The 25,096-nt window shown below is 64.8% G+C and carries 28 protein-coding genes; 21 read left to right on the forward strand and 7 right to left on the reverse strand.

The window, feature by feature from the left end:
• Positions 1 to 5 precede the first annotated feature (5 nt).
• Both LGQ10_RS03755 and LGQ10_RS03760 read right to left on the reverse strand, forming a co-directional pair.
• Positions 6 to 3,137: an efflux RND transporter permease subunit gene (locus tag LGQ10_RS03755; RefSeq protein WP_226524739.1), complete on the reverse strand. Its 3,132-nt coding sequence runs from the start codon at positions 3,135 to 3,137 to the stop codon at positions 6 to 8.
• 27 nt (positions 3,138 to 3,164) lie between these two features.
• Positions 3,165 to 4,310 carry a MexC family multidrug efflux RND transporter periplasmic adaptor subunit gene (locus LGQ10_RS03760; RefSeq protein ID WP_226524740.1) on the reverse strand — a complete coding sequence of 382 codons (1,146 nt, stop codon included), beginning with the start codon at positions 4,308 to 4,310 and terminating at the stop codon, positions 3,165 to 3,167.
• 160 nt (positions 4,311 to 4,470) lie between these two features.
• Here LGQ10_RS03760 and LGQ10_RS03765 point away from each other — a divergent pair, with 160 nt between their 5' ends.
• Positions 4,471 to 5,040, forward strand: a complete 570-nt coding sequence (locus tag LGQ10_RS03765; protein ID WP_226524741.1) for a TetR/AcrR family transcriptional regulator — start codon at positions 4,471 to 4,473, stop codon at positions 5,038 to 5,040.
• Between the two features lie 241 nt (positions 5,041 to 5,281).
• Here the strand turns inward: LGQ10_RS03765 and gcvA are convergent, their stop codons facing one another.
• Positions 5,282 to 6,172, reverse strand: coding sequence for a transcriptional regulator GcvA (gene gcvA / locus LGQ10_RS03770; protein WP_058433367.1), 891 nt, complete (start codon positions 6,170 to 6,172; stop codon positions 5,282 to 5,284).
• Positions 6,173 to 6,299: 127 nt separating this feature from the next.
• Between gcvA and LGQ10_RS03775 the strand changes: the two genes are divergently transcribed.
• The 19 genes from LGQ10_RS03775 to LGQ10_RS03865 all read left to right on the forward strand — a co-directional run bounded on the left by LGQ10_RS03775 (position 6,300) and on the right by LGQ10_RS03865 (position 21,256).
• Positions 6,300 to 6,923 carry a glutathione S-transferase family protein gene (locus LGQ10_RS03775; protein WP_226524742.1) on the forward strand — a complete coding sequence of 208 codons (624 nt, stop codon included), beginning with the start codon at positions 6,300 to 6,302 and terminating at the stop codon, positions 6,921 to 6,923.
• Positions 6,924 to 6,940: 17 nt separating this feature from the next.
• On the forward strand, positions 6,941 to 7,969 hold the full coding sequence (locus LGQ10_RS03780; protein ID WP_226524743.1) for an LLM class oxidoreductase: 1,029 nt from the start codon (positions 6,941 to 6,943) through the stop codon (positions 7,967 to 7,969).
• Positions 7,970 to 8,072: 103 nt separating this feature from the next.
• Positions 8,073 to 8,318, forward strand: coding sequence for a hypothetical protein (locus LGQ10_RS03785; RefSeq protein ID WP_226524744.1), 246 nt, complete (start codon positions 8,073 to 8,075; stop codon positions 8,316 to 8,318).
• 353 nt (positions 8,319 to 8,671) lie between these two features.
• A complete protein-coding gene (locus tag LGQ10_RS03790) occupies positions 8,672 to 8,827 on the forward strand; it encodes a general stress protein (RefSeq protein ID WP_226524745.1) in 156 nt (51 codons plus the stop codon).
• 60 nt (positions 8,828 to 8,887) lie between these two features.
• On the forward strand, positions 8,888 to 9,745 hold the full coding sequence (locus LGQ10_RS03795; RefSeq protein ID WP_058433370.1) for an SDR family oxidoreductase: 858 nt from the start codon (positions 8,888 to 8,890) through the stop codon (positions 9,743 to 9,745).
• Positions 9,746 to 10,067: 322 nt separating this feature from the next.
• Positions 10,068 to 10,571, forward strand: coding sequence for a DUF4142 domain-containing protein (locus LGQ10_RS03800; RefSeq protein WP_058433371.1), 504 nt, complete (start codon positions 10,068 to 10,070; stop codon positions 10,569 to 10,571).
• Between the two features lie 321 nt (positions 10,572 to 10,892).
• A complete protein-coding gene (locus tag LGQ10_RS03805; protein WP_058433372.1) occupies positions 10,893 to 11,225 on the forward strand; it encodes a hypothetical protein in 333 nt (110 codons plus the stop codon).
• Between the two features lie 98 nt (positions 11,226 to 11,323).
• On the forward strand, positions 11,324 to 11,881 hold the full coding sequence (locus tag LGQ10_RS03810) for an ATP-dependent Clp protease proteolytic subunit (protein WP_058433373.1): 558 nt from the start codon (positions 11,324 to 11,326) through the stop codon (positions 11,879 to 11,881).
• 103 nt (positions 11,882 to 11,984) lie between these two features.
• Entirely contained in the window at positions 11,985 to 12,158 is a 174-nt protein-coding gene (locus LGQ10_RS03815; RefSeq protein ID WP_226524746.1) for a hypothetical protein, read from the forward strand.
• Between the two features lie 10 nt (positions 12,159 to 12,168).
• The gene (locus LGQ10_RS03820) at positions 12,169 to 13,506 is read left to right on the forward strand and encodes a cation:proton antiporter (RefSeq protein ID WP_058433374.1); all 1,338 of its coding nucleotides are present in this window, start codon (positions 12,169 to 12,171) and stop codon (positions 13,504 to 13,506) included.
• A gap of 162 nt (positions 13,507 to 13,668) precedes the next feature.
• Positions 13,669 to 14,718, forward strand: coding sequence for an acyl-CoA dehydrogenase (locus tag LGQ10_RS03825; RefSeq protein WP_226524747.1), 1,050 nt, complete (start codon positions 13,669 to 13,671; stop codon positions 14,716 to 14,718).
• Positions 14,715 to 15,473: a PIG-L deacetylase family protein gene (locus LGQ10_RS03830; RefSeq protein ID WP_226524748.1), complete on the forward strand. Its 759-nt coding sequence runs from the start codon at positions 14,715 to 14,717 to the stop codon at positions 15,471 to 15,473. The genes LGQ10_RS03825 and LGQ10_RS03830 overlap by 4 nt, the downstream gene beginning before the upstream one ends.
• Complete coding sequence (locus tag LGQ10_RS03835) at positions 15,470 to 16,069, forward strand: class I SAM-dependent DNA methyltransferase (protein ID WP_058433376.1); 600 nt, start codon at positions 15,470 to 15,472, stop codon at positions 16,067 to 16,069. Before LGQ10_RS03830 ends, LGQ10_RS03835 begins: the two co-directional genes overlap by 4 nt.
• Positions 16,066 to 16,788, forward strand: a complete 723-nt coding sequence (locus LGQ10_RS03840; protein WP_226524749.1) for a glycosyltransferase — start codon at positions 16,066 to 16,068, stop codon at positions 16,786 to 16,788. The genes LGQ10_RS03835 and LGQ10_RS03840 overlap by 4 nt, the downstream gene beginning before the upstream one ends.
• Positions 16,789 to 16,857: 69 nt before the next feature.
• On the forward strand, positions 16,858 to 17,790 hold the full coding sequence (locus LGQ10_RS03845) for a DUF72 domain-containing protein (protein ID WP_226524750.1): 933 nt from the start codon (positions 16,858 to 16,860) through the stop codon (positions 17,788 to 17,790).
• Positions 17,787 to 18,563: an endonuclease/exonuclease/phosphatase family protein gene (locus LGQ10_RS03850; protein ID WP_226524751.1), complete on the forward strand. Its 777-nt coding sequence runs from the start codon at positions 17,787 to 17,789 to the stop codon at positions 18,561 to 18,563. The genes LGQ10_RS03845 and LGQ10_RS03850 overlap by 4 nt, the downstream gene beginning before the upstream one ends.
• The gene (clsB, locus tag LGQ10_RS03855) at positions 18,560 to 19,771 is read left to right on the forward strand and encodes a cardiolipin synthase ClsB (protein ID WP_058433378.1); all 1,212 of its coding nucleotides are present in this window, start codon (positions 18,560 to 18,562) and stop codon (positions 19,769 to 19,771) included. The genes LGQ10_RS03850 and clsB overlap by 4 nt, the downstream gene beginning before the upstream one ends.
• Complete coding sequence (locus LGQ10_RS03860) at positions 19,768 to 20,727, forward strand: lysylphosphatidylglycerol synthase domain-containing protein (RefSeq protein ID WP_226524752.1); 960 nt, start codon at positions 19,768 to 19,770, stop codon at positions 20,725 to 20,727. The genes clsB and LGQ10_RS03860 overlap by 4 nt, the downstream gene beginning before the upstream one ends.
• Positions 20,728 to 20,998: 271 nt before the next feature.
• On the forward strand, positions 20,999 to 21,256 hold the full coding sequence (locus tag LGQ10_RS03865; protein ID WP_226524753.1) for a DUF6555 family protein: 258 nt from the start codon (positions 20,999 to 21,001) through the stop codon (positions 21,254 to 21,256).
• A 56-nt stretch (positions 21,257 to 21,312) separates the two neighbouring features.
• Here LGQ10_RS03865 and LGQ10_RS03870 read toward each other — a convergent pair whose 3' ends face one another.
• Genes LGQ10_RS03870 through LGQ10_RS03880 form a run of 3 tightly spaced genes read right to left on the reverse strand, consistent with a single transcriptional unit; the run spans position 21,313 to position 23,357 of the window.
• The gene (locus tag LGQ10_RS03870; RefSeq protein WP_058433384.1) at positions 21,313 to 22,068 is read right to left on the reverse strand and encodes an alpha/beta hydrolase family protein; all 756 of its coding nucleotides are present in this window, start codon (positions 22,066 to 22,068) and stop codon (positions 21,313 to 21,315) included.
• On the reverse strand, positions 22,058 to 23,155 hold the full coding sequence (locus LGQ10_RS03875; protein WP_226524754.1) for a DUF3182 family protein: 1,098 nt from the start codon (positions 23,153 to 23,155) through the stop codon (positions 22,058 to 22,060). Before LGQ10_RS03875 ends, LGQ10_RS03870 begins: the two co-directional genes overlap by 11 nt.
• A 52-nt stretch (positions 23,156 to 23,207) precedes the next feature.
• Positions 23,208 to 23,357 (reverse strand): hypothetical protein, encoded by a 150-nt coding sequence (locus tag LGQ10_RS03880; RefSeq protein ID WP_226524755.1) that lies wholly within the window; start codon positions 23,355 to 23,357, stop codon positions 23,208 to 23,210.
• A gap of 325 nt (positions 23,358 to 23,682) precedes the next feature.
• On the opposite strand from LGQ10_RS03880, the gene LGQ10_RS03885 reads away from it, so the two are divergent.
• Positions 23,683 to 23,862: a general stress protein gene (locus LGQ10_RS03885; RefSeq protein WP_058433385.1), complete on the forward strand. Its 180-nt coding sequence runs from the start codon at positions 23,683 to 23,685 to the stop codon at positions 23,860 to 23,862.
• A gap of 53 nt (positions 23,863 to 23,915) precedes the next feature.
• On the opposite strand, the gene LGQ10_RS03890 is transcribed toward LGQ10_RS03885, so the two are convergent.
• Complete coding sequence (locus LGQ10_RS03890) at positions 23,916 to 25,028, reverse strand: sensor histidine kinase (RefSeq protein ID WP_226524756.1); 1,113 nt, start codon at positions 25,026 to 25,028, stop codon at positions 23,916 to 23,918.
• Positions 25,029 to 25,096: the final 68 nt, after the last annotated feature.

Here is a 25,096-nt window from a genome sequence, read left to right on the forward strand (position 1 = left end):
GCTGATCACTCCTGGGCCAGGGCGGGTTGGTCGGTGACAGGCCGCTTGGTGCGCAGCACCGACAGCAGCCAGACGAAGCAGATCGGCACGAACAGCACGCCCAGCAAGGTGGCGCTGAGCATGCCGCCGATCACCCCGGTACCGATGGCACGCTGGCTCGCTGCACCGGCACCGGTGGCGATGGCCAGGGGCACCACGCCGAGGATGAAGGCCATGGAGGTCATGATGATCGGCCGGAAGCGCAGGCGGGCAGCCTCGATGGCAGCGTCACGCAGGCTGTAGCCCTTCTCCCACAACTCCTTGGCGAACTCGACGATGAGGATCGCGTTCTTCGCGGACAGGCCGATGATGGTGATCAGGCCCACCTTGAAATACACGTCGTTGGGCATGCCCATCACCATGACCGCCAGCACCGCACCAATGGCGCCGATCGGTACGATCAACATCACCGACAGCGGGATCGACCAGCTCTCGTAGAGGGCTACCAGCAGCAGGAACACCACCAGGATCGCCAGGGCGAACAGGCTCGAGGCCTGGCCCGCGGAGACCTTCTCCTGATAGGACAGGCCCGTCCATTCGTAACCGATCCCCGCCGGCAGTTGCGATGCCAGTTGTTCCACCTCGGCCATGGCCTGGCCAGTGCTGTAGCCCGGGCCGGCGTCACCGACGATCCGGATCGATGGATAGCCGTTATAGCGCACCACCTGTACCGGGCCCTCTTCCCATTTTGTGGTCACGAAGGCGCTGAGCGGCACCTGGGCGCCCTTGTTGTTGGGCACGTACAGCTTGAGCACGCTTTCCGGCGTCATGCGCGCCCCCTGCTCGGCCTGGATCACCACCCGTTGCTGGCGACCGGCGTTGGTGAAGTCGTTGACCACATCGGAACCGAAGGCCGAAGACAGGGTGGAACTGATGGTTTCGAAGTTGACACCCTGGGCCCGGGCTTTTTCACGGTCGATCACCAGGCGCAATTGCGGGGCCTCGGCCAGGCCTTCCATCATGCCGTAGAGAAACTTGGGATTGCCGTTGATCTGGCCCAGCAGCGTATCCCGTGCCTGCAGCAGGGCATCGCGACCCAGGCCGCCACGGTCCATCAGGCGCAGGGCAAAACCGCCGGAGTTGCCCAGGCCATCGATCGGTGGTGGCGAGACTCCCATGATGGTGCCGTCGCTAGGCAGGGCGAAATGCTCGTTCAAAGCGGCCACTTCCGCGGCAGCAGACTCCTGCTTGCCGCGCTCCGACCAATCCTTGAAAACCGGGAATGCCAGCGCCGCGTTGTCGCCCTGGCCGGAGAAGCTGAAGCCGGAGACCAGGAACGTGGCCTGCACCGCATTGCGCGACATGAGGTACTGCTCCAACTCCTTGCCGGTGGCATCGGTCCGCATGCGGCTGGCGCCAGGAGGCAGTTGCACGTCGACGATCATGTAGCCCAGGTCTTCGCTGGGAACGAAGGCCTCAGGCAGGCGCAGGTAGGTGTAGCCGAGCACCGCGACGATACCGGCGTACACCAGCATGAAGCGACCGGCGCGCTTGACCAGCCCGGAACTGAGCAGCGAGTAGCGCTCGGTGACACGGGCAAAACCACGGTTGAAGGCACCGAAGAAACCGCGCTTCTCATGATGGCCTTCGGGGACCGGCTTGAGCAGCGTGGCGCACAGGGCCGGGGTGAAGGTCAGGGCCAGGAAGCCGGAGAACAGGATCGAGATGGCCAGCGATACCGAGAACTGCTGGTAGATGACGCCCACCGAACCGCTCATGAAGGCCAGCGGCATGAACACCGCCGACAGCACCAGGGTGATACCGACGATGGCGCCGGAGACCTGTTTCATCGCCTTGATCGTGGCCTCGGTCGGGGACAGGCCTTCTTCGGCCATGATCCGCTCGACGTTCTCCACCACCACGATGGCGTCGTCCACCAGGATGCCGATGGCCAGCACCATGCCGAACATCGTCATCATGTTCACCGAGAAGCCCAGCAAGTACATCACCGCCAGGGTACCCAGCAGGCACACCGGCACCACGATGGACGGGATCAGGGTGTAGCGCACGTTCTGCAGGAACAGGAACATCACCAGGAACACCAGGACCATCGCTTCGAGCAGGGTATGGATCACCTTTTCGATGGCCACGTCGACAAAACGCGAGGTGTCGTAGGGCACGGAATACTGCATGTCGCTGGGCAGGAACTGCGCCAGTTCGGCCAGGCGTTCCTTGACCAGGGTGGCGGTCTGGATGGCGTTGGCGCCTGGAGACAACTGGATCGCACCGCCCACTGCCGGGGTGCCGTTCAGGCGCGAGGAGATGTTGTAGCTTTCGCTGCCGACTTCCAGGCGGGCGACGTCAGCCAGCTTGACGGTGGAGCCATCGGGATTGGAGCGCAGGACGATCTGGCCGAATTCCTGCGGGTTGTCCAGGGTGCCCTTGACGGCCAGGGTCGCGGTCAGCTCCTGTTCGCTGGTACCCGGGGCGCTGCCGAAGGCACCCGCCGGAACCTGGACGTTCTGCCCACGGATGGCGCTGCTCACGTCATCGATGGACAGGCCATAACCCACCAGCTTCTGCGGATCGATCCAGACCCGCATTGCCGCTTCGGAGGAGAAGAACTGCAGCTTGCCGACACCCGGCAGGCGGCGCAGCTCGTTGTTGATGTTGCGCGCGGCATAGTCGCCCAGGGCGGTGGTGTCGGTGCGTTCTGTACCTTCCTTGTAGTTCAGGGCGTAGATCAACAGGAACCCGGCGCTGCTCTGCTCGACCTGCAGGCCCTGGGTGAGCACGGCCTGGGGCATGCGTGCCTCGGCCTTCTTCAGGCGGTTCTGCACGTCGACCTGGGCCAGGTCCGGGTCGGTGCCCGGCTGGAAGGTCACGACGATTTCGGCGCTGCCGTTGGAGTTGTTGGTGGACTCGAAATACAGCAGGTTCTTGGCACCGTTGAGCGACTCTTCGAGCACGCTGGTAACCGACTCCACCAGCACCTTGGCCGAAGCACCCGGATAGGTCGCGGTCACGGTAATCTGCGGTGGTGCGACGTTTGGGTACTGCGCCACTGGCAACTTGGAAATGATCAGCAGACCGGCCAGGGAAATGAACAGCGCCACCACCCAGGCAAAATTCGGGCGCTTGATGAAAAAATCAGACATCAGAAAATCCTCGTATCGTAGCCGGGCTTATTGTTTCTGCTCGGTTTCCTGAGCCTGCTTGGGAGTGACCTTGACGCCCGGCTGCACGGCAGCCAGGCCACCGACGATGACCTGGTCCCCGGCCTTGAGGCCCTCGGTGATCTGCCAGCGCGAACCCTGCATGGCTCCGGTGGTCACGTTGCGAGCTTCGGCACGCTCCTCGGCACCAATCACCATCACATGGGAGCTGCCGTCGCTGCCACGCTTGACTGCGCGCTGCGGCACCAGGATGGCCTGATTATCGGTCCCTTGCGGAGTCTTGACCCGCACGTACATGCCCGGCAGCAGCACCCCATCAGCGTTGTCGAACTTGCCACGCAGGGTGATCTGGCCGGTGCCCGGATCGACCGCCACGTCGGTGAACTGCAGCGAACCCTGGCGCTCGTAGGGCGTACCCTCGACACGCAGTGTCAGGGCCTTGCTGTCACCCGCTGCCAGGCTGCCGGTCTTCAGGGCTTCGCGCAGGCGCAGAGCATCAGCGGCGGTCTGGGTGAAGTCGGCGTAGATCGGGTCCAATTGCTGGATGCGTGCCATCAGGGTGGCGTCACCCTGGCCCACCAGCGCGCCTTCGGTCACCAGCGCACGCCCTACCCGGCCGGAAATCGGCGCCGTGACCGAGGCATAACCCAGGTTGAGGCGCGCGGTTTCCAGGTCGGCCTGGGCCGAACGGGTTGCCGCCTGGGCACTGTGCAAATCGGCACTGGCCTTGTCGTAGTCCTGCTGGCTCACAGCCTCGATCTTCACCAGTGGTTCATAACGCTTGACCCGTGCCTGGGCTTCCTTCATCCCCGCCTGGGCCCGGGCCAGATCGCCCTCGGCGCGGGACACTGCCGCCTTGAGCGGGGCGGGATCGATCTGGAACAACAGATCACCGGCCTTGACGTCGGCCCCCTCTTCAAAGCGCTTCTTCATCACGATGCCCGCCACCCGGGCCCGTACTTCGGCGACGCGCACCGGCTCGATCCGGCCCGGCAGCTCCGAGGTCAGCGCCAGGGTTTCCGGCTTGACCGCAAACACCTCCACTGGAAGCACCATCTCCGCCTGGCTTTGCTGCTCAGCCGCGGGACCACACCCTGCCAATGCAATGACAACTGCCAATGCACTGAGCCTTCCAATTGCACGCAAATCGACCATGGCACACCTGACTGTTGATTGAGAATGTCCAGAATGCTACTTTCAAACCCTAAATGAGTCAACAACGACTCACATGAGCTTTTTTGTCTCAATTTCTGTGGAGCGCCGCGAGCTTTTTTGCATTACGCGCGCCCTCGAGGACTCAACCCAGGACGTGCAAATGACCCTGACGCCCCATGACGAACGATTCATCAAGGCGCTGGCCGTGGCCATCGTCGACCACCCACGCGCAACATTGAAGGAATTGGCTGAAGCCGCCGGCATGAGCCGGGCCACCCTGCACCGCTTCTGCGGCACGCGTGACCGTCTGCTCGAAATGATCGAGCGCCATGGCGAAGAGGTATTGCACCAGATCATTGAAGCCTCCTGCCTGCAGAGCGCAGATCCATTGGAAGCACTGCACAAACTCATCCGGGAGCATCTTGCCCATCGGGAGTTGCTGATGTTCCTGGTATTCCAGTACCGCCCGGACTTTCTCGACCCTCAGGACGATGGCGCACGCTGGCAGTCCTACGTGGATGCGCTGGATGCCTTTTTCCTGGGGGGCCAGCACCAGGGGGCATTCCGTATCGACATCAGCGCGGCGGTGTTCACCGAACTGTTCATCACTCTGGTCTATGGCATGGTCGATGCCGAACGCCGCGGGCGTGCGGCGAGTTCGAACACCGTCCATACCCTGGAACAGATGTTCCTCCACGGTGCCTGCCCCCAGGCCAGAATCGAAACCTAGACCACATGCCCCGCGCCGTGCGCGATGCTCCCTACCAGGCCCGGCAACTTGGCGGGCCTGCCGTTTCAAGCACCGGGCACTTGCCATGAAGGATGCCAGCCATACAGATTGCTCGAAACAGCTCCGAACGCTCCGGAACCCTCGCTGAAATTACCGGCAGCCATCGCCGCTTGAGCATAGTCCCTGGCCTGGCAAGCGACAGTCAGGGGCGGACTTTCTGCGCCCCTGCACACTCAGCGCTTCAAGCCGAAGCCTGGGCCTCTTGCCGAATCCAGTCCATGAACGTCTCGACCTCCGGCCGTCGCCAAGCCTCTGGCCGGGCCACCAGGTAATAGGCAAAGCGCGCCGGCCAGGGCTTGTCCAGGGCCTGCACCAGGCGCCCCGCGGCGATCTCCTCGCGGGCATATTCCTGGGGTACCAGGGCCAGGCCCTGGCCAGCCGCCGCCGCACGGATCAGCAGGTAATCATCCTCGAATGCCGTTCCGCGCTCGGCCCGTGGGTCCCCGCCCGCCCCATGGGCCGCCAGCCACAGGGCCCAATCCGCGCGATCGGCATCTTGCAGCAACGGCCAGGCCAGGCAATCGGCCGGCTCACGAATGGGCGCGCCAGTGGCCAGCAGCGCGGGGGCCGCGACCGGCAGCAACACCGGCGCCAGCAACGGTTCCGCCACCAGCCCCGGGTACTGGCCCAGGCCATGGCGAATGGCGATATCGACGCGGTCGCGCTGCAAGTCCACCAGCGCGGAAGACGCCTCGACCCGGACCTCGATTTCCGGATGCCGCAAGGTGAAGCGCCCCAGCCTCGGCACCAGCCAGGACGCGGCGAAGGACGGCACCGTGCTGATGGTCACGGTGCGCCGGGCGCGATCCGCTTCCAAGGTCCACAAGGCGTTCTGGATCTGCTCGAACGCCGCGAGCAATTGCGGGTGGACCCGGCTGCCCGCCTCGGTCAGCTCCATGCGCTGGTGCTGGCGGATGAACAGCGGCACACCCAGCCGCTCTTCCAGCTGGCGGATCTGCTGGCTGACCGCTCCCGAAGTGACACCCAGGGCCTGGGCGGCGTGCTTGATGCTGGCGTGACGGCCGACTTCGGCAAAAGCACGCAATGCCAGCAATGGCAGAACTGGATTCATGGTTTAGCTCTTCTAAACAAGACAGGCAGGTTAAATCGTTTCCTATTCACCTGACGCAAAAGGAAAATCCATTGGCAACGGCAATCATTAATTTAGCCTGACTTAACCTAATGGAGATAGCTCGCCAATGCTCGACCTATACACCGACAGCTCACCCAATGGCTTCAAGGTGACCATTGCCCTGCACGAACTGGATCTGCCCTACCGCCTGCACCCAGTGGACCTGGACGCCGGCGAACAGCACCATCCGCAGTTCCTCGCCCTCAACCCCCATGGCCGGATCCCGGTCATCCATGACCATGAAACCGGCATCACCCTGTTCGAGTCGGCGGCCATCCTGCTCTACCTTGCCGAGCGCAGTGGCCGCCTGTTGCCCCAGGACCCGACCGGCCGCTGGGACACCATCAAGTGGCTGCAATTCCACGCCTCCAGTGTCGGGCCGATCCTCGGCCAGCGGGTGCATTTCGAACTGTTCGCCCAGCAGCAGCTGCCAGCGGCCATCGCCCGCTACCGCCAACTGAGCCAGGAACTGTTCGCGGTGCTCGACGCGCACCTGAGCGAACACCCCTACCTGGCCGCAGACCAGTACTCGATCGCCGACATCGCCCACTTCGGCTGGACCCACATTGCCCGGATCATCGGGTTCGACTTCAGCCAGTACCGTCATCTGAGTGCCTGGCATGAACGAGTGGCCCAACGTCCCGCCGTGCGCCTGGGCGTGACCATTCCCGCGCCGGCCACCGGCCCATGAACACCAGGAGCCAACCGATGCAGACCCGCCCAGGACACGACGCCCCAGCGACCTCGAACTTTGATGGACACCCCGGCTACCGGCGCATGTTCGCCCCCGACCGCCTGACCCTGGGCCTGTTTTTGCCGCTGCGCTTCTACCAGGGCGTCATGCAAGTGCTGGCCGGGCAAGCCGACTGGGTCGAGGCCATCGACCGCCACGGCTTTGCCGCCGTCTGGGTGCGCGACGTGCCGTTGTTCGATCCGGCCTTCGGCGATGCCGGGCAGCTGTTCGAGCCCTTCAGCTACCTGTCGTTTCTCGCCGCCCGCACCCGACGCGTGGCCCTGGCCACCGGTAGTGCGATCTTTTCCCTGCGCCATCCCCTGGACCTGGCCAAGTCGGCCGCCAGCCTCGATCGCCTGTCCGGCGGCCGGCTGGTACTGGGCATCGCCTCGGGGGATCGGCCCATGGAGTTCCCGGCCTATGGCCTGGAGCATGGCGAAAGAGGCCAGCGCTTCGCCCAGGCAGTGGACTACTTTCGCCAGGTCATGGCCGACGGCCGGCTGGCCATCGACTCGCCTCTGGGGCATTTCGCCGGTGCCGAACTGCTACCCAAACCCAGCGCTGGATCGATTCCACTGATCGTCACCAGTTCCTCGGGGCAATCGCTGGAATGGATCGCCCGGCACGCCGATGGCTGGCTGACCTATCCCTTCGCCACCCACGACACCCGCGGGCCGCGGCAACTGGCCGAGAAGATCCGCGCCTGGCGCCAGCTGATTCCCGATGGCGGCTTCCGCCCGCACATGACCAATGAATGGCTGGACCTGGTGGACGACCCCGACCATCCGCGGACGCCACTCAACGGTGGCTTCGTGTTGCGTACCGGGCGCAAGGGTCTGCTGGATCTGCTGGAACAATGGCAAGAGGCTGGCGTCAACCATGCCGCGCTGGGTATCCAGTTCTCCCAGCGACCGGTGGCAGAGGTGATCCAGGAGCTGGCCGAGGAGGTGCTGCCGCACTTCCCTTCTCATCCCGGGCCCCCGATGCTGGATGCTGGCTGGTAACAGAGGTAGCCAATGAAGCAACGTTGCCATCAGCCTGACAGCATTTACAGGCGAGGTTCATCAACTAGTCTTGAACGGCGAATGACGTCTAGCCGGAAACTCCATGGACACCCTCAGCAAGCTCGAAATCGAGACGGCCCTTGCCCAGCGTTTGCCCCACTGTTGTGTGAGGTGCGTGATCAATCCCGACGGCAGTCTTTCACTGGATATCCTGGCGCCAGGATCGAACCAGTTCACCATCGCCAACATCGACCGCACTCACTACCACGGAGAGCCCGGCATCAACCGGCTGGTGCGCGAGATTCTCGAGGAGATGGTGGTATCACGCCAATCCTCACGTCTTTCATGAACCTGCCAGGACCGATCAGGGCGTGAGGCGCCTTGCATGGGCGTCCTCCTGCAATGCCTGACTCGACATGGCCTTATTCGAAAAGAGTTGTCCTGCACGTTTGAAAGGCTCCCACCCCTGATGTTCAAAGTTATCCAGCCAACAATCTCGCGTTGGACGGATCACTTCGCCGCGTGTCGCTTGCATATATATGGCATTCGGATTCGCCGCTCGCGCCAAGTTGGCGCTACGGGCCCCAGAACCATTCGTCGCCGCTCATTCAATCATTTCGACTTTTTAAAAATCACTGGCCTCCCAATAAATACTCGGTGCCACGACGAGTAAAACTTTCCATCAGCAAGAGGTCTTCAACCATGGCCAATAGCGGACATCCCAATCCAGGAAACTTTGCCAACGACCGGAAAAAAGCCGCCGAAGCAGGCAGGAAAGGCGGACACGCTTCAGGTGGCCATACCACCGGCGACCGCGACAAGACGTCCGGGGCCGGCAAACAGGGCGGCCGCAGCTGATTGCCCTGCGTTCTCTTTCCTGTACGGGTCCAGTGGCCCGTACCCCCTCTGGAGGTGCCCATGAAAGCCTATCCACGCCCCCCTTTTCCCGCCCAGCAGCAAGCGGTACCTGGCACGCAAAGCGCCATGGAGCCCTACCCCGACTGTGGCGAACAGAGCTACCAGGGTTCTGGTCGCCTGGCCGGCAAGACCGCCCTGATCACCGGGGCCGACAGCGGCATCGGCCGGGCGGTGGCCATTGCCTTCGCCCGGGAAGGCGCCGATGTGGCGCTGGCCTATCTGGACGAACATGACGATGCCCACGAAACCGCACGCTGGGTGGAGCAGGCTGGCCGCCAGTGCTTGTTGCTGCCGGGCGACCTGGCTGAAAAACGGCAATGCCATGCGACAGTCGCCAAGACCGTGGAGAAGTACGGGCGCATCGATATCCTGGTGAACAATGCGGCCTACCAGATGACTCACCACGAGTTGGCGGACATCACCGACGAAGAGTGGGTGCGGACCTTCGATATCAACATCACCGCGATGTTTCGCATCTGCCAGGCTGCGGTTGCGCACATGGCGCCTGGCAGTTCGATCATCAACACCAGTTCCATCAACTCCGACGCGCCCAAGCCCACCCTGCTGCCCTACGCCACCACCAAGGGCGCCATCGCCAACTTCACCGCGGGCCTGGCGCAACTGCTGGGCGCCAGCGGCATCCGGGTCAACAGCGTCGCCCCGGGGCCGATCTGGACGCCGCTGATCGTCTCCACCATGCCCCCGGAAGACGTCATTCATTTCGGTGAGCAAACGCCACTGGGACGCCCAGGCCAGCCGGTGGAAGTAGCCCCCATCTATGTCCTGCTGGCAAGCGACGAGGCCAGCTACATTTCCGGCTCGCGCTTTGGTGTCACTGGCGGCAAGCCGATCCTGTAGGCAACCCAGTCCTTGGCGGCCCCAGTGGGCGGATTCATCCGCTGGAGGTCGCGCTAGCCCGGCCGACGCTCAATCAATGCATCGGTCTCGCCGCCTGCACCGCCAGGCCTTGTTTCACCTCCCCCTGTATCCCAACGGCTGGGCGGCCGTGGCAGCCCGGTTCAATAGCAGGGTGCTGTTCGGGTTCAACGTGCTGGCTGCGCAGCATCTGCGCCCGGCGGTGCCGCTTTGAGCACAGGGTGAGAAAAACTAAACCATTGGCCTTGCCTCGCGCTCAACAGTAAGGCGACGCCTTCGTCGCCCGTGATCCGAGGAGAACCTTATGAACCACAAGCTCATGCACCAATTGGGACTGTCCCTGCTACTGACGGCCGGCACCTGCGGCCTGGCCCTGGCGGCGACCACCAGCGACTTCGTCGAGGAAGCCGCCCAGGGCGGCATCAACGAGGTCGAGAGCGCCAAGCTGGCGCTGGAGAAAAGCAGTGCCGCCGACGTCAAGGCCTTTGCCCAGCAGATGGTCGATGACCACACCAAGGTCAACCAGCAACTGATGACCCTGGCTCGCAAGCTCGATATCCAGGTGCCGGACGAGGCCTCGCTCACCGCCCGGGCGAAAAAGATGATCCTGGAAATGCGCGACGAATCCTTCGACAAGGCCTATGCCGACAATCAGGTCGAGGCCCACGAGAAAACCGTGGCGCTGTTCGAGAAGGAAGCGACTTCCAAGGACGACGCCCAGCTCAAGGCCTTCGCCCAGAGCACCCTGCCCCAGTTGCGCATGCACCTGGACATGGCCAAGCGCTTGCAGACCCAGCACGCCAAATGACCGCAATGCTCACCGTGCATCACGAGGCCTCGTCGTACGGCCTCGTGATGCTGCCGGGTGGTCGTGAACACCCCACAGGGTATTGCGAGTCTGGTGCCCTATCTGGAGCGAGTCATTGAATAAGTCGATTTACAACGCCGGGATCATCGGCGAGATCCAGCAATTTTTCAGATACGTATTTTTGCAGTCCATCCCTCAACCACCCGGTCACATGATTACCAGCGCAGGACGGCGCGCCTTGCCGGGCCCGGGTCCGGAACGCCGCGAACCTGCACAGCGACTACGCCACACACCATGAACTCAAGGAAAGGGGATGACCTCATGTACACCACTCAGCAACGCTTGCAACTGCGCGCCTGCCGCGCATTCGCCCTCGAACAGAATCAGCGCCTGTTCAAGCAGGCTCACGATCTGAACCAGCAAGCCTATGAATTGCTCGAGCAAGGGCAACCCGACCTCGATACCTTTGAGCGCTACCACCTGCTGCGCAACAAGGCCGAGGAGAAATTCCAGGAAGCCAGCGAACACTTGACCCTGGTCAACCAGGAATTCGCCGAGCCCGAACCCCAGGCGCCGGCGCTCCTGCCCTTCACCCCGGCCCAGCCACGCCAGCGCGCCCAGCCCAGGCCGATCCTGCTGCACACCGGTCGCTAGCCGCGGGCGGCCGGTACATTCGCGAACACACCTGGCTCGCCACGACCGCCGTGGCCAGGACGTGGATACCGGCCTAACGGCCAACGGGAGATTGCCTTGTGACCGAACACATCGTTCATTTTCACTGCCAGATCGACCAGAACACCACCGAGCGCTTTCGCGATGCGTGCCTGCAAGCGATCGAGGAAGGCGCCAGTTCGCTGTTGCTCAACCTGTCGACCACCGGTGGCAGCACCAACTTCGGTTTCACCCTCTACACCTTCCTCAAGTCGCTGCCAGTACCCTTGTGCGCGATCAACGCAGGCAATATCGAGTCCATGGGCATCATCATGTTCCTGGCGGCCAACCGGCGCATCACCGCCCCGCACTCGCGCTTCCTGATCCATCCGATGAACTGGTACTTCAGCCAGAATTCGGTGGATCACCAGCGCCTGCGCGAGTACCTGTCCAGCCTGGACAACGACCTGGCGCGCTACGTGAAGATCTACGAGCTCGAGACCGCTGCCGCCGATACCCAGCTGGATATCTTCAAATGCCTGTCCGCCGAGGAAAAGGTCATTGCCGCCCATGAATCCCTGGCCTACGGCATCGCCCATGAAGTGCGGCAAGTGGTCTTCGCCGACGACGTCAAGCACTGGAAGGTCAGTGGCGCCTAGGGCGCGACCATCCGGCAGGCAGCTGGCAGGCCGCCGTGCGTGCAGCGTCCCCCCTTTGAATGCCTCTGGTCGAGAGGCTGCCCGCACCGACGAGGAACTCCCCATGGCCGTCAACATCCTCCCCTTTATGATCATCCCTGCGGTTGCAGGGTCGCTGGAGCCCGGCTGCCACCACCGGATCTTCGACGTCCGTGGCGGTGGCTGCCACCGTGCCCACGGCGACGGCGGTGCGATGCGTCGCCTCGGTGAATTGCACTTCAGCCACACGCCGACTTGAGCCGAACGCCATGAGTTTCACGATCTGGGTCGCGGTGCTCGGTGCAGTGCTGCTGATCCTCGCCCTCACATCCAACTACCTGCGCTGGCTGCCGGTGACCACGTCGCTGGTCTGCCTGGTACTGGGCATGGCCATCGGGCCGGCCGGGGTCGGCCTGCTGCAACTGGATATCCGCCAGGCTGCGCACTGGATGGAAAACCTGACCGAAGTGGCACTGCTGTTCTCGCTGTTCGTCAGCGGCCTCAAGCTGCGTTTGCCGCTGGGCCACCGCAGCTGGTGGGTGGCCTTCGGCCTGGCCGGGCCAGTGCTCCTGCTGGGCATCGGCGGGGTCGCCCTGGTGCTGCATGGTTTGCTGGACCTGGACTGGGGGTTTGCCCTGCTGCTGGGAGCCATCCTGGCGCCTACCGACCCGGTGCTGGCCTCCATGGTCCAGGTCAACGACGCCCAGGACCATGATCGGGTGCGCTTCGGCCTGTCCGGCGAAGCCGGGCTCAATGACGGCGTGGCCTTTGCCTTCGTGATCCTCGGGGTACTGCTGCTCAAGCAGGACAGCGCCCCCCAGCACTGGCTGGCGGACTGGGCGCTGTACAGCCTGCTGTGGGCGATACCGGCCGGACTGCTCTGCGGTTATGCCATGGGCCATGGCCTGGGGCGCCTGACCCTGCGCCTGCGCATCCGCCACGAGGACAGCAGTGTCTCGCCCAACGACTACCTGAGCTTTGCCCTGATTGCCCTGGCCTATGTCGCCGCCGAGCTGATCCACGGCTACGGCTTCCTCTCGGTGTTCGCTGCCGGCCTGGGCCTGCGCCAGGCCGAAGTCCATGCCAGCAGCAGCCAGCACCCGCCCGCCGAACACCTGGTGCAGCCGGTGGTGGGCCACCAGCATGGCGACCCGCGCCAGGCCGTGCATGGCGATGTCCAGGCCCTGGAAGAACGTCAGGTGGCAGCCGGCATCATGCTCGGCGACATGCTCTCGTTCGGCAGCCTGGTGGAACGGGCCATGGAAGTGTTCATCGTCACCCTGCTGGGGGTGGTGCTACCGGCCCACTGGGATTGGCGAGCCCTGCTGCTGGCCGCGTTGCTGTTCCTGGTGGTGCGTCCGCTGAGCGTGCTGGCGATGCCCTGGGGCGCCCTGCTCGACCGGCACCAGCGCCTGCTGCTGGGCTGGTTCGGGATTCGCGGTATCGGCAGCCTCTACTACCTGTTCTATGCGCTGAACCAACAGCTCGAGCCGGCACAGGCGACGATGAGCATCCAGCTCACCCTGTCGGTGGTCGCCCTGAGCATCCTGGTCCACGGGCTCAGCACCCAGCCGCTGCTTCTGCATTACCAGCGCAGCCGCCGGTAAGCTGCGCGCGCAGAAAACTTGAACCTGCGGATCGCCCCCCTCCTCCAAATGCTGACACCGCCGTTGCGCGGCTCGAGCCCACAGCGCTGCGTGCCCCAGCGTGGTCCTGTCGCAAGACACAAGACTGATTCACCGATTGCCCCCCTGCACCAAGGAGCGGACATGCACGAGAACGTTTCATTGCACCGGCTGCACAGTTGCCTGCATGCATGGTCAGCGAGCAACCCGCTCCAGCCTCGGCTCCTGGCGCAGCTCATGGAGCAGTTGTGCCGCCAGGGCCTGGACCGCCTGCCGCTGCCCGGCCAGGGCCAGACCCTGCTGCGCTGGCGGGCCCTGGCCCGGGTGGCGGCCTGTGACCTGAGCCTGTGCAAGCTCTACGAAGGCCATACCGACGCCCTGGCGATCCTGCAGTACTGGTCGGCACCGCCAGCCCCGACGGGCAGCACCTGGGGCATGTGGGCCGCCGAGCCGCCCCAGGCCAAGGTCACGCTGCACGCTCCCACGCACGCCAACCATGCCAGCGAGGTCCGCCTGCAGGGGCTCAAGGCCTGGTGCTCCGGCGCCGCGATCCTCAGCCATGCGCTACTGACCGCCTGGGATGCCGACGGTCACCAGCAACTGGTGGCCGTGGCGCTGGACCAGCCCGGCGTACAAGTCACCGAGCACGGCTGGCAAGCGGTGGGCATGGCCGCCAGCCAGAGCGTCGAAGTGCTGTTTGACGGCGCGCGCGGCCAGTTGGTCGGCCCGGCGGACGGTTATCTGCAGCGGCCCGGGTTCTGGCAGGGCGGAGCCGGCATCGCCGCCTGCTGGCACGGCGCGGCCCAGGCCATCGGCCAGGCCCTGCGCAGCCAGTGCGCCCAGCGGCCGGAGCCCCACGCCCTGGCCCACCTCGGTGCCGTGGAATGCGCGTTGCAAGCCAGCGCCAGCCTGTTGCGCAGCACCGCCCAGTGGATCGACGAGCAGCCCATGGCCGCAGCCGAACTGCCCGCAAGGCGGTTACGCGCCGCCTGCGAAGCCAGCGCCAGCCAAGTGATCGAACACGTCGGTCGCGCCCTGGGCGCCACCCCCTATTGCCGCGATGCGCATCTGGCCCGGCTGCTGGCGGACCTGCCCGTCTACCTGCGCCAGAGCCATGCCGAGCGCGACCTGGCCGCCCTGGGCAGCCTGGTGGCGGCGCAGGCGGATCATGCGGATGGAGACTGGATGCCATGAACGCCAATCCGATCGTCGGCGACGGCACTTCGCCGTACGCCTGGAACACCTCGCGCCAACTCGCCGCGCTCGAAGTCGTGACGCCCGAACAACTGGTGCCAGCCGGAGCCCGCGCGGTGATCATCTCGCCCCACCCCGATGACGAAATACTCGCCTGCGCCGGCCTGCTCCAGCGACTGGCCCGGGCGCAGCGTCCGTTGCTGCTGATTTCGGTCACCGATGGCTGCGCCAGCCATCCGGGCTCGCGCTACTGGACCCCGCATCGCCTGGCCAGGGTACGCCCTCAGGAAAGCGCCGTGGCCCTCGCCCGCCTGGGCCTCTTGCCAGACCGCCTGACGTGGCTGCGCGGCGGCTTTCCGGACACCGCCGTGGCCCGGCACGAGACAGACCTGCAGGACTTCCTCGAGCGCAATCTGCAACCTGGCGACGTGGTCTTCACCACCTGGCATGAGGATGGCCACAGCGATCACGATGCGGTCGGCCGCGCCAGCCTGGCGGCGGCCCGCAAGGTGGGCGCCCGGGTCCATGAATTGCCGGTCTGGGCCTGGCACTGGGCATCGCCCGAAGACCCGCGCCTGCCTTGGCAACGGGCGCGCAAGCTGCTGCTGGACCCACCGACCCAGGCCCGCAAGCGCCACGCCGTGCACGCCTTCATCAGCCAGATCACCCCCGACCCCCTGTCCGGACAAGCCCCGGTGCTCGGTTCCGCAACCCTGGAGCGCCTCGTGCGCGATTTCGAGGTGATCTTCCTATGAGCGTTGCCGACGACTATTTCGACCAGCTGTTCGATGGCAACCCCGACCCCTGGTCCATGCGCTCGCGCTGGTATGAACAGCGCAAGCGCGACCTGACCCTTGCAGCCCTGCCCCGGTCCCACTACCACCGCGGCCTGGAAGCTGGCTGCGCCAACGGTGAACTGGCCCTGCGCCTGGCCGATCGCTGCAGCCAGTTGCTGTGCTGCGACACCTCGGCGCTGGCGGTGCAGCAGGCCCGCCTGCGCCTGCAACATTGCCCCCAGGCCCGGGTACACCAGGCGCGCCTGCCCGACCAATGGCCTGCCGGGCGCTTCGACCTGATCGTCATCAGCGAGCTGGGCTACTACCTCGACCCGCAGGATCTGCAACGGCTCATCGCCAAGGCCCGCGCCGCCCTGGCCACGGACGGCACGCTGCTGGCCTGCCACTGGCGCCATCCAATCGCCGAATGCCCACTGGACGGCGACCGGGTGCACCAGCAATTGGCCACGCAACTGCAACTGCCCCGGCTGCTGCGCCATGTCGAGGCCGACCTGCTCCTGGAGGTCTGGGGCACCTGCGCCACCTCGGTGGCCGAGCGCGAGGGGCTGGCATGATCGGCGTGGTGATCCCCGCGCACAATGAGCAGGCCCTGCTCGCCCACTGCATTCGCGCCGTCGGACAGGCGGCTCGCCATCCCGGGCTGGCGGGTGAAGCGGTGCGCGTCCTGGTGGTGCTCGATGCCTGCGAGGACGACAGCGCGGCCATTGTCGCGGCGGCCGGAATCCAGGGCCTGCAGGTCAACGCGCGCAGCGTCGGGTATGCCCGGGCGGCGGGCAGCGACTACCTGATCGCCCTGGGCGCGCGCTGGATCGCCTGCACCGACGCCGACAGCGAAGTGGCCCCCGACTGGCTGGTGGCCCAGTTGTCCCTGGGGGCGCAGATGGTCTGCGGCACGGTGCAGGTCCGCGACTGGGGCGAGCTGCACGAGGGGGTTCGCCAACGCTACGCCCAGGCCTATACCCAGGCGGATGGCCATCGTCATATCCACGGCGCCAACCTGGGGTTCTGCACCAAGACCTACCGGCGCTCCGGGGGGTTTCTCCCGCTCACGGTGAACGAGGACGTGCACCTGGTGCGGACCTTCGAGCGCCTGGGTGCACACATCTGCTGGAGCCAGCTGCCCCAGGTCATCACCAGCGCCCGCCTGCTGGGACGGGCCAGCGGCGGGTTCGCCGACTACCTGCGCACGCTGGCGCTGGAGGAACCGGCGGGCACCGCGCCCCTGGCGGACCCGTCATCCGTGGCCTGCGGCGATAATTTGAACGGCGCCTGAGGCGCCCGGGTCGGAACAATGGGAGCCCCGGCATCGCCAGGCTGCATTGAACGGCACGGGAGGAACTGCATGAGCAGCAAGGTTCGCATCGGCATTTCCGGCTGGCGCTACGCTCCCTGGCGCGGCGACTTCTACCCCAGGGGGCTGGCCCAGAAAGATGAGCTGGCCTTCGCGTCGCGAGCGGTGGGCAGCATCGAGATCAACGGTTCGTTCTATGCCTTGCAGACGCCCGAACGCTATGCGGGATGGGCTGCGCAGGTGCCGGAGGGATTCGTGTTCAGTGTCAAGGCGCCACGCTTCATCACCCATGTGCGGCGCCTGCGGGACATCCACGAGCCGCTGGCCAACTTCCTTGCCTCGGGGCTGTTCCAGCTGCGCCACAAGCTGGGGCCGATCCTCTGGCAGTTCCCGCCAAGCTTCAAGTTCGACCCGGCCCTGTTCGAGCAATTTCTCCAGCAACTGCCCCACCACGGCCGTACCGCCCGCCAGTTGGCCCGCCAGTGCAGCGAGCGCCTGCAGCGCGACGACTACCTGGACATTCCTGCCGATGCGCCGTTGCGCCATTGCGTGGAGATTCGCCATGCCAGCTTCATTGACCCGGCCTTCGTCGAGCTGCTGCAGCGCCACAACATCGCGCTGGTGGTCGCCGACACTGCCGGCAAGTGGCCCTGGATCGAGGAGCTGTGTGGCGACTTCGTCTACCTGCGCCTGCATGGCGACCAACAGCTCTACAGCAGCGGCTATGGCGACCAGGCGCTGGAGCGCTGGGGCCAGCGCATCGAACTGTGGCGCCAGGGCCGGCAACCGGCCGATGCCCGGCGTATTCCCGGAGCCCCGGGCCCAGAGCGCGGCCCGGGCGGCGCACGGGATGTGTATTGCTACTTCGACAACGACATCAAGGTTCGAGCGCCCTATGACACCCGCCAGCTCATGGAGCGACTCGGTCTGGCCGACACCCTCACGGTGCAGCCCGGGCTTGCGCCCCAGGGAGACTGGAAATGAAGGGCATGGACCTGCCCCGGACGGATGGACCATCGCCAGTGGCTTCGCTCAAGGTGTTGACGGTCAACATCCACAAGGGGTTCAGCTTCCTCAATCGGCGCTTCATGCTCCCCGAGTTGCGCGATGCGGTGCACAGCACCGGCACCGACCTGGTGTTCCTGCAAGAGGTGCTGGGCGATCACAGTCACCACGCGCAGCGCTTCGAAAACTGGCCGCAGCAGCCCCACCACGAGTTCCTGGCCGACAGCATGTGGAGTGAGTTCGCCTACGGACGCAACGCGGTGTACCCCGAAGGCGAGCACGGCAACGCCCTCTTGTCGAAGTACCCGATCCGCAGCCACGAGAACCTCGACGTCTCGCAACAGGGCGACGAACAGCGCGGCCTGTTGCATTCGGTGCTGGCCGTGCCCGGGCGCGACGTGCATGCCATCTGCGTGCACCTGGGCCTGCGCGAGGCGCATCGGCGCCAACAACTGCAACTGCTTTGCGCGCTGCTGGCAGGCCTGCCGACGGAGGCCACGGTGATCGTCGCTGGCGACTTCAACGACTGGCGCCGCCGGGCCGATGCCCTGCTGGCCGAGCAAGGGTTGCATGAGGCCTTCGTCCGCCAGCATGGCAGCCCCGCACGCAGTTTCCCGGCGCGCTGGCCCTTGCTGTGCCTGGACCGCATCTATGTGCGCAATGGCCGGACCTGCAATCCCCAGGTGCTCTCCAGCCGGCCCTGGTCGCACCTGTCCGACCATGTGCCGCTGGCGGTGGAGGTCTGGCTATGAAGCCCGGTTGGCGCGACGGCAACGCTGTCGAGTTGCTGATCAACGGCGAGCAGTTCTACCCGCGGGTGCTGGCGGCCATCGCTGCTGCCCGCCGAGAGGTCTTGCTGGAAACCTTCATCCTCTTCGAAGACAAGGTCGGCTGCGCCCTGCAACAAGCCCTGATCGAGGCCGCGCGGCGCATTCCCCGCGTAGAGATCACCGTCGATGGTTATGGCAGCGCCGACCTCAGCGAGGGTTTCGTCGGGCAAATGGTCGACGCCGGGGTCAGGGTCCATCTGTTCGATCCCCATCCACGGGTATTGGGCCTGCGCGCCCACCTGTTCCGCCGGCTGCATCGCAAGGTGCTGGTGATCGATGGCGAACTGGCCTTCATCGGTGGCCTGAACTTTTCCGCCGATCACCTGCAGGACTTCGGGCCGATGGCCAAGCAGGACTACGCCGTGGCCGTGCGCGGCCCGGTGGTCGCCGATATTCGTGACGCCGCCCTGGGCATCCTGGCCCAGGCCGTGGCAGACCCCGGCCCATTGCCCGTTCCCCCGTCTTGTGGACCGGCGTCTATCCGCCTGGCCATCCGCGACAACCAGCAGCATCGCGATGACATCCAGGCCCAGTACCTGCTGGCCATTCGCGGCGCCCGTCGGCGGCTGGTCCTGGCCAACGCGTACTTCTTCCCCGGCTACCGGCTGATCCGCGAACTGCGTAACGCCGCGCGCCGTGGCGTCGAGGTCAGCCTGATCCTCCAGGGCCAACCGGACATGCCCTGGGCCCGGGGTTTTTCACGACTGCTGTACAACTACCTGCTGCGCGATGGCGTGACCATCCACGAGTACGTGCAGCGGCCATTGCACGGCAAGGTGGCCCTGGCCGATGACGACTGGGCGACCGTGGGTTCGAGCAACCTCGACCCCCTGAGCCTGTCGCTGAACCTGGAAGCCAACCTGGTCATCCGCGACGCGGGCTTCAATCAGCTGTTGCACCAGCACCTGGACACCCTGGTGGCCCGGCATTGCCGACAGGTCAACCCGCAGCGCCTGTTGCGCGGCCAATGGTGGCGCGGCCCGGTGATCTTCCTGTACTTCCATTTCCTGCGGCATTTCCCCGCCATCGCCGGCTGGCTGCCGGCCCACCGGCCACGACTTGAATCGGTAACAGGCCTGACGCCGGACAGCGGCCACTCACAGCCCCTGGAAGGAGAGAAAAACCCATGAACGGCAGCCGGCACCGGCGCTGGCTGGCATGGGCCAGGCGTGCCCTGAACCTGCTGTTCCTGGTGCTGGTGCCATTATTGCTCTGGCTGCTGGCCAGGAACCTGCAATGGCAGGAAGTCAGCCAGGCCGTGCGCGGCTACAGCGCCGCCATCCTGTTGCTGGCGGTGGCGATCACGATCCTGAGCTTCGCCCTGTACAGCTGCTACGACCTGCTCGCCGGCCGCTATGCCAGACACCGGTTACCGGCGCGCCAGGTGCTGGCGCTGGCGTTCGTGGTCTATGCCTTCAACCTCAATCTGGGCGCTTGGGTCGGCGCCGTCGCCCTGCGCTACCGGCTGTATTCGCGCTTGGGTCTGGGGTCGATGGCCATCACCCGGATCCTGAGTTTCAGCCTGGCCACCAACTGGCTGGGCTACCTGCTGCTGGCCGGTACGCTGTTTGCCCTGGGCATGGTGCAACTGCCGGGCAACTGGGCCGTGGGCAGCAGCGGCCTGCGGGTAGTCGGCGGCATCCTGCTGATGGTGCCTGGCGCCTACCTGCTGGCTTGCCGCTACGCCAAGCGGAGGGCCTGGCACTGGCGCGGGCAGCGCCTGCAATTGCCCACGGCGCCGATGGCCCTGGCCCAACTCGGGCTGTCGCTGATCAACTGGACGCTGCCGGCGCTGGTGGTGTTCCTGCTGCTGCCCGACGGGGTCGGTTACCCCCAGGTACTGGGCGTCATGCTGATCAGCAGCATCGCCGGGATCATCACCCATATCCCTGCCGGCCTCGGCGTGCTGGAGGCGGTGTTCATCACCATGCTCCAGCACCAGCTGGGCAAGGGGGCCATACTGGCGGCCCTGCTGGGCTATCGGGCGATCTACCTGCTGCTGCCCCTGGCCTTGGCCAGCCTGGTGTATCTGGCGCTGGAACAGCGCGCCAGGGCCTTGCGCAACCAGAACAGACCGCAGCCGTGAATGATCACCGCCCGGATAAACGGCAATGTTCGAGCGCACACTTCCAAGGCCCTGCAACATGGCAACTTGAGCTGTTTGTAGAACTGGCTCATTGACAGCATTTAGTTGGGAAACCCCATTAACTAGTCACATGAGAAAAATTGAAAATAGTTTTTTGATCAAACGAGCAGCTCTTGCCAGCCAAAACAATGAAAAATACCGAACAATCGAAATTAGTTTGAATTCCTCGCACCTCCTGAACATCGACTACTTGTAACTAAAGGAGATGTTCATGAACCAGGAAACGATCTACAAGATCCACTATCTGCTCCACGGGAAACCGCGGTTCTTCATTATTCGCGCCCAGGCCATGGATAACGCCAAGGCCTGGCACTGGGCCAGTTGCGATGCCGGCGTCGGCATCATTCCCAAGTCCGATCGTGATCCGGTCAAGCGGGTCTCCAAACCCATGGCGCAAAGGTACGGGATCACCGACGTCAGGTGGCTGCACCCGACCCCGTTGTGCTGGTCCACGGAACATCCGGATTGAAACGCCGCGCCAGCACAGCGCCCTGCGCCAGGCCGTAAAGCGCCCCTGCACCGCCCTCAGTACCGGGGGCTGATACTCAACCGTTCGCCGACCACCATCTCCGTGACCCAATCCACCAGGATCGTGGTGTAGGCCTCCTGGGCGGCCTCGCTGGAGAGCGCGTGGTCGGCGCCATCGATGATGCGATGGGTCAGCGAATGGGTACGCTGGAACGCTGCCCGGTAACTCATGATGGTGGCATGGGGCACATGCTCGTCGCGCTCGGACTCGACCAGCAGCACATCGCCAGCAAACTCGCTGCAAGCCTTGAGGGCCCGGTTGCTGCGGGGATCGATCGGGCTGGAGCGGTAGCGCTTGAGGTCTTCGCGATCGAGCCCGCGCTTGGCCATCAGCCAGTCGCGATCCCGGTAGATGGCCGGAACCCGCAGAGCCAGCCAGCGCACCCGACGCACCTGGCTGAGCAGAGCGGCCAGGTAGCCTCCGTAGCTGGTGCCCACGACTGCCACCGCCGAGGGGTCGATGGCCGGATGCGCCACCAGCAGGTCATAGGCTGCCAGCACGTCCTGCAGGCTGTCTTCGCGTGTCACCTGGGCCTGGCGCTGGTTGGCCGCGCCATGGCCGCGCAGGTCGAAGGTCAGGCACAGGCAGCCCAACCCGGCGATCCCCCGGGCCCGATTGAGGTCGCGCTCCTGGCTCCCGCCCCAGCCGTGGACAAACAGCACGCCGGGCACCCGGGCCCTGGGGCTGAGCACGTTGCCCGCCAGTCGTTCATCGGCGACATCGATCCAGATCTGTTCGCTGCTAACCGTCATGGTTCTGTACCTGGGCGTATTTGAGAAGAAAGCCCCCGGCCTCGTCCGCCCCTCGATAGAGCATTACCGCACCGGCCGGCAGCCGTTGTTGCTCGCCGGTTTCGTGGGTCGAGGCCTGCAACCGGCAAACCTCGGGTTGTTGCCGGAACACCTGCAGCGCGGCCAGCTCCGCGCCGGTCGCCCCGCCGACGCGCCAAGACTGTTCCAGCACCCCGAGCCTGGGCTGGCCATCATGGCCCAGGCCCTGGACCACATCGTAGTTGCGCCGGGAGGCGAAGAATCCCGGGAAGCAGGCCGTGGCCGCTGCGTCATAGGTTCGGGCGTACTCCACCGCCAGGCGTACCTGGGGCTGCAGGTCACCCTGGAGCAACTGGGCGTAATCGCCGCGCGCCAGCCACAGCTCGGAACCGGCATACACCGGCTCGCCGAGATGATTGGGCCGTTGGTGCTGGCGGCCGTGGTAGCTCATCAGCAACCCGTCGACCAGCACCTGGCCCACGCTGTAGGTGACGGCCTCCTGGAGGTTTTCCTCGAGCACGACGCCCTGCCGGCAGGTGTCCGGGTCCAGTTGCTCCAGCCAGTGCTCCAGGTCCTGGAGACTGCGCAGCACCGCCTGGCCCGTCCCGCCGCAGGCCTGGACCTGCTTGACCCGCAGCTCGGCCTGGCCCAGGTACTGGCGGGCGATGCGCCGCACATCGGTGATATCGAACACCGTCAGCCCCGGCAACACCACCTGGCGCACCTGGCGGCAAAATTCCGGCACCCAGCCGGTAGGCCGAAAGCCGGCACCCCGGGGCAACGGGTGGGAAATCGCCTTGCTGGCCATGAAGGCCTGTTCCACATGGCCTCCGAGCAAGTCCTCGACACCTTCGACCCCCAGTTCGCGACGCTGCTCGCCTACCAGCGTGCGGGTGGGCACCAGGTACATCCCGGTCAGCGGCATCGGCTCCTGCCAGGCCCCGTCAAAGGGCCAGTCGAGGATCTCGGCCAGCCAGCGGGCCAGGTTCAGGTTGGTCTGGCGTTCATGCGTGGGGGCATCGGCATGGCAGTGGGCCACGACCCTTTTGTTAGACGAGTGCTCGAGCATCGTCCTGTCTCCCGTTCGAGCGCCGCCGGGGCTGCCCGCCGGCACCATGGTTTCACTGTTCCCGTGACTCGGGCTGGCTCATCTGCACCGACGCTTTCGAGCGGTCCTTGTCCTTGTCTGCGCTGTTTTCAAAACACCCTTGCAGGGCCAGCAGGCAAACGAGCAATAAAGTGATGGGGGAATGGTCCAAGACGTTCTTCATGGTGCACCTGCGACAATAAGACGGTAGTAACCAATAGAAAAACCTGCGACGCACAAGTTCAAGAACAATACTTTTTGCGCACCTGCGTACTTGCTCACCCATATGAGTGGCCCTGCACCCAGATGAATAGTTCGTTATATGAACAGGTTTTATCAATACCGCTTACTTATGATGGCCGTGGTGAAAAACCAACTAGCCAGTGGCCATCAACCACCGCTCATCGCCCCAACAACAATATTTATCGACCCGAGGAATTTTCCCGCACTCCCAGTTAATGCTCACTGTGCAGTGGGTGCTGATATTTCATCACCAAGAGGAAATCATCATGACGACTAAAGGCAATAACAACCCGGGCAACTTCGCCAACGATCGCGAAAAAGCATCCGAAGCCGGGAAAAAAGGCGGTCACGCTTCCGGTGGCAACGTAGCCAATGACCGGCAAAAGGCCTCCGAGGCCGGCAAGAAAGGTGGTCAGCACAGCGGCGGCGGTCACGGTCGCGGTTGAGACCTGAGGTGATTGCGCAAGGGCTCCGGCCCTTGCGCCTGTCAGGCGAACGTCTAGTCGAGCCTTGTCGGAAGCTGCACCCGGAATGTCGTGCCCTGCTCCCGATTGGATTGCACGTCGATCCGTCCACCATGTCCCGCGACGATCTGCGCGGCGATGAACAACCCCAGGCCCAGGCCTGAAGAAGCCCCTCGCTCGTAAGCACTGCTCCCAGCGCTGAACAGCAGCGGCATCGCCTCGGCGGCGATAGGCTCGCCCTGGTTGTGCACGACCAGGCAGATGGCCGTCGCATGTCGCTCCAGTCGCACCTCGATGGGCTGCCGGACATCACCGTGCTGCACGGCATTGCCCAGCAGGTTGGCGAACACCTGGCCCATGCGTCCCGGATCGAACAGCCCCCACAGTGGCGGGCCCTGTTCGAACAGGATTCGCACCTTGGGATAGCAGACGCGCACCTCCTCGATGACCTGGGCGCAGAGCGCTGTCAGTTCGAGGCGCTCCTTGCGCATGGGGATGCCCTCCCCCAAGTTGCCCCGGGCCAGATCCAGCAGGTCATCGACGATACGGTTGGCCCGGCGCACGCTGGCGCCGATCTGGGTCGCGAGGGTCTGCTGGCGTCCTTCGGACGTCGAGCGCGCCAGCAACTCGGCGCCCATCAGCACCGCCCCCAGTGGTGTTCGCAGATCATGGCCAAGAATGCCCAGGAACAGCTTGCGGGTTTGCTCCAGCGCTGCTTCGAAGGAGGCGATGGACTCGGTCAGCGCCTGATCGATGGCCTCGTTGAACCTCAGCATGTCGTCGGTGCGGGTGACTTTCACGTCCAGTTCATCGGACAACCACAGGCGCAACACGCTGGCCCTCAACGCACGGTATTCGGCAACCATCTGGTTCAAGGTGAAGCCGGCCAGCCAGCGCTCCTGGGCGTGGTTCTGCGCCGCCGTGCCGGCGTCGATTGCGGGTCCTCGGCCCTGGGACTTTTCGAACTGCTGCCTGTCGGTCTGCGGGGTCAGCATGTCCAGGGCGATGCACCTGAGGATGTGTTCGGCCTGAGTTCTCAAGCCTGCGGCGTCCTGGGTCGGGTAAGGGGTCTCGATGGATCTGGCGAACCTCTCCCATTCCAGCAGGATCGACTCCATGTGGATGAGAATGAAATTGGCAAGTCGCATGGATGCTCCTGATTGCTGCCCGAGCCATCCGGTGCGCCGCGGCTGCCTCCACGGGGTTGTCGATGACC

Origin of the sequence: Pseudomonas sp. L5B5 (genome assembly GCF_020520285.1) — a bacterium.
Taxonomy (GTDB): Bacteria; Pseudomonadota; Gammaproteobacteria; order Pseudomonadales; family Pseudomonadaceae; genus Aquipseudomonas.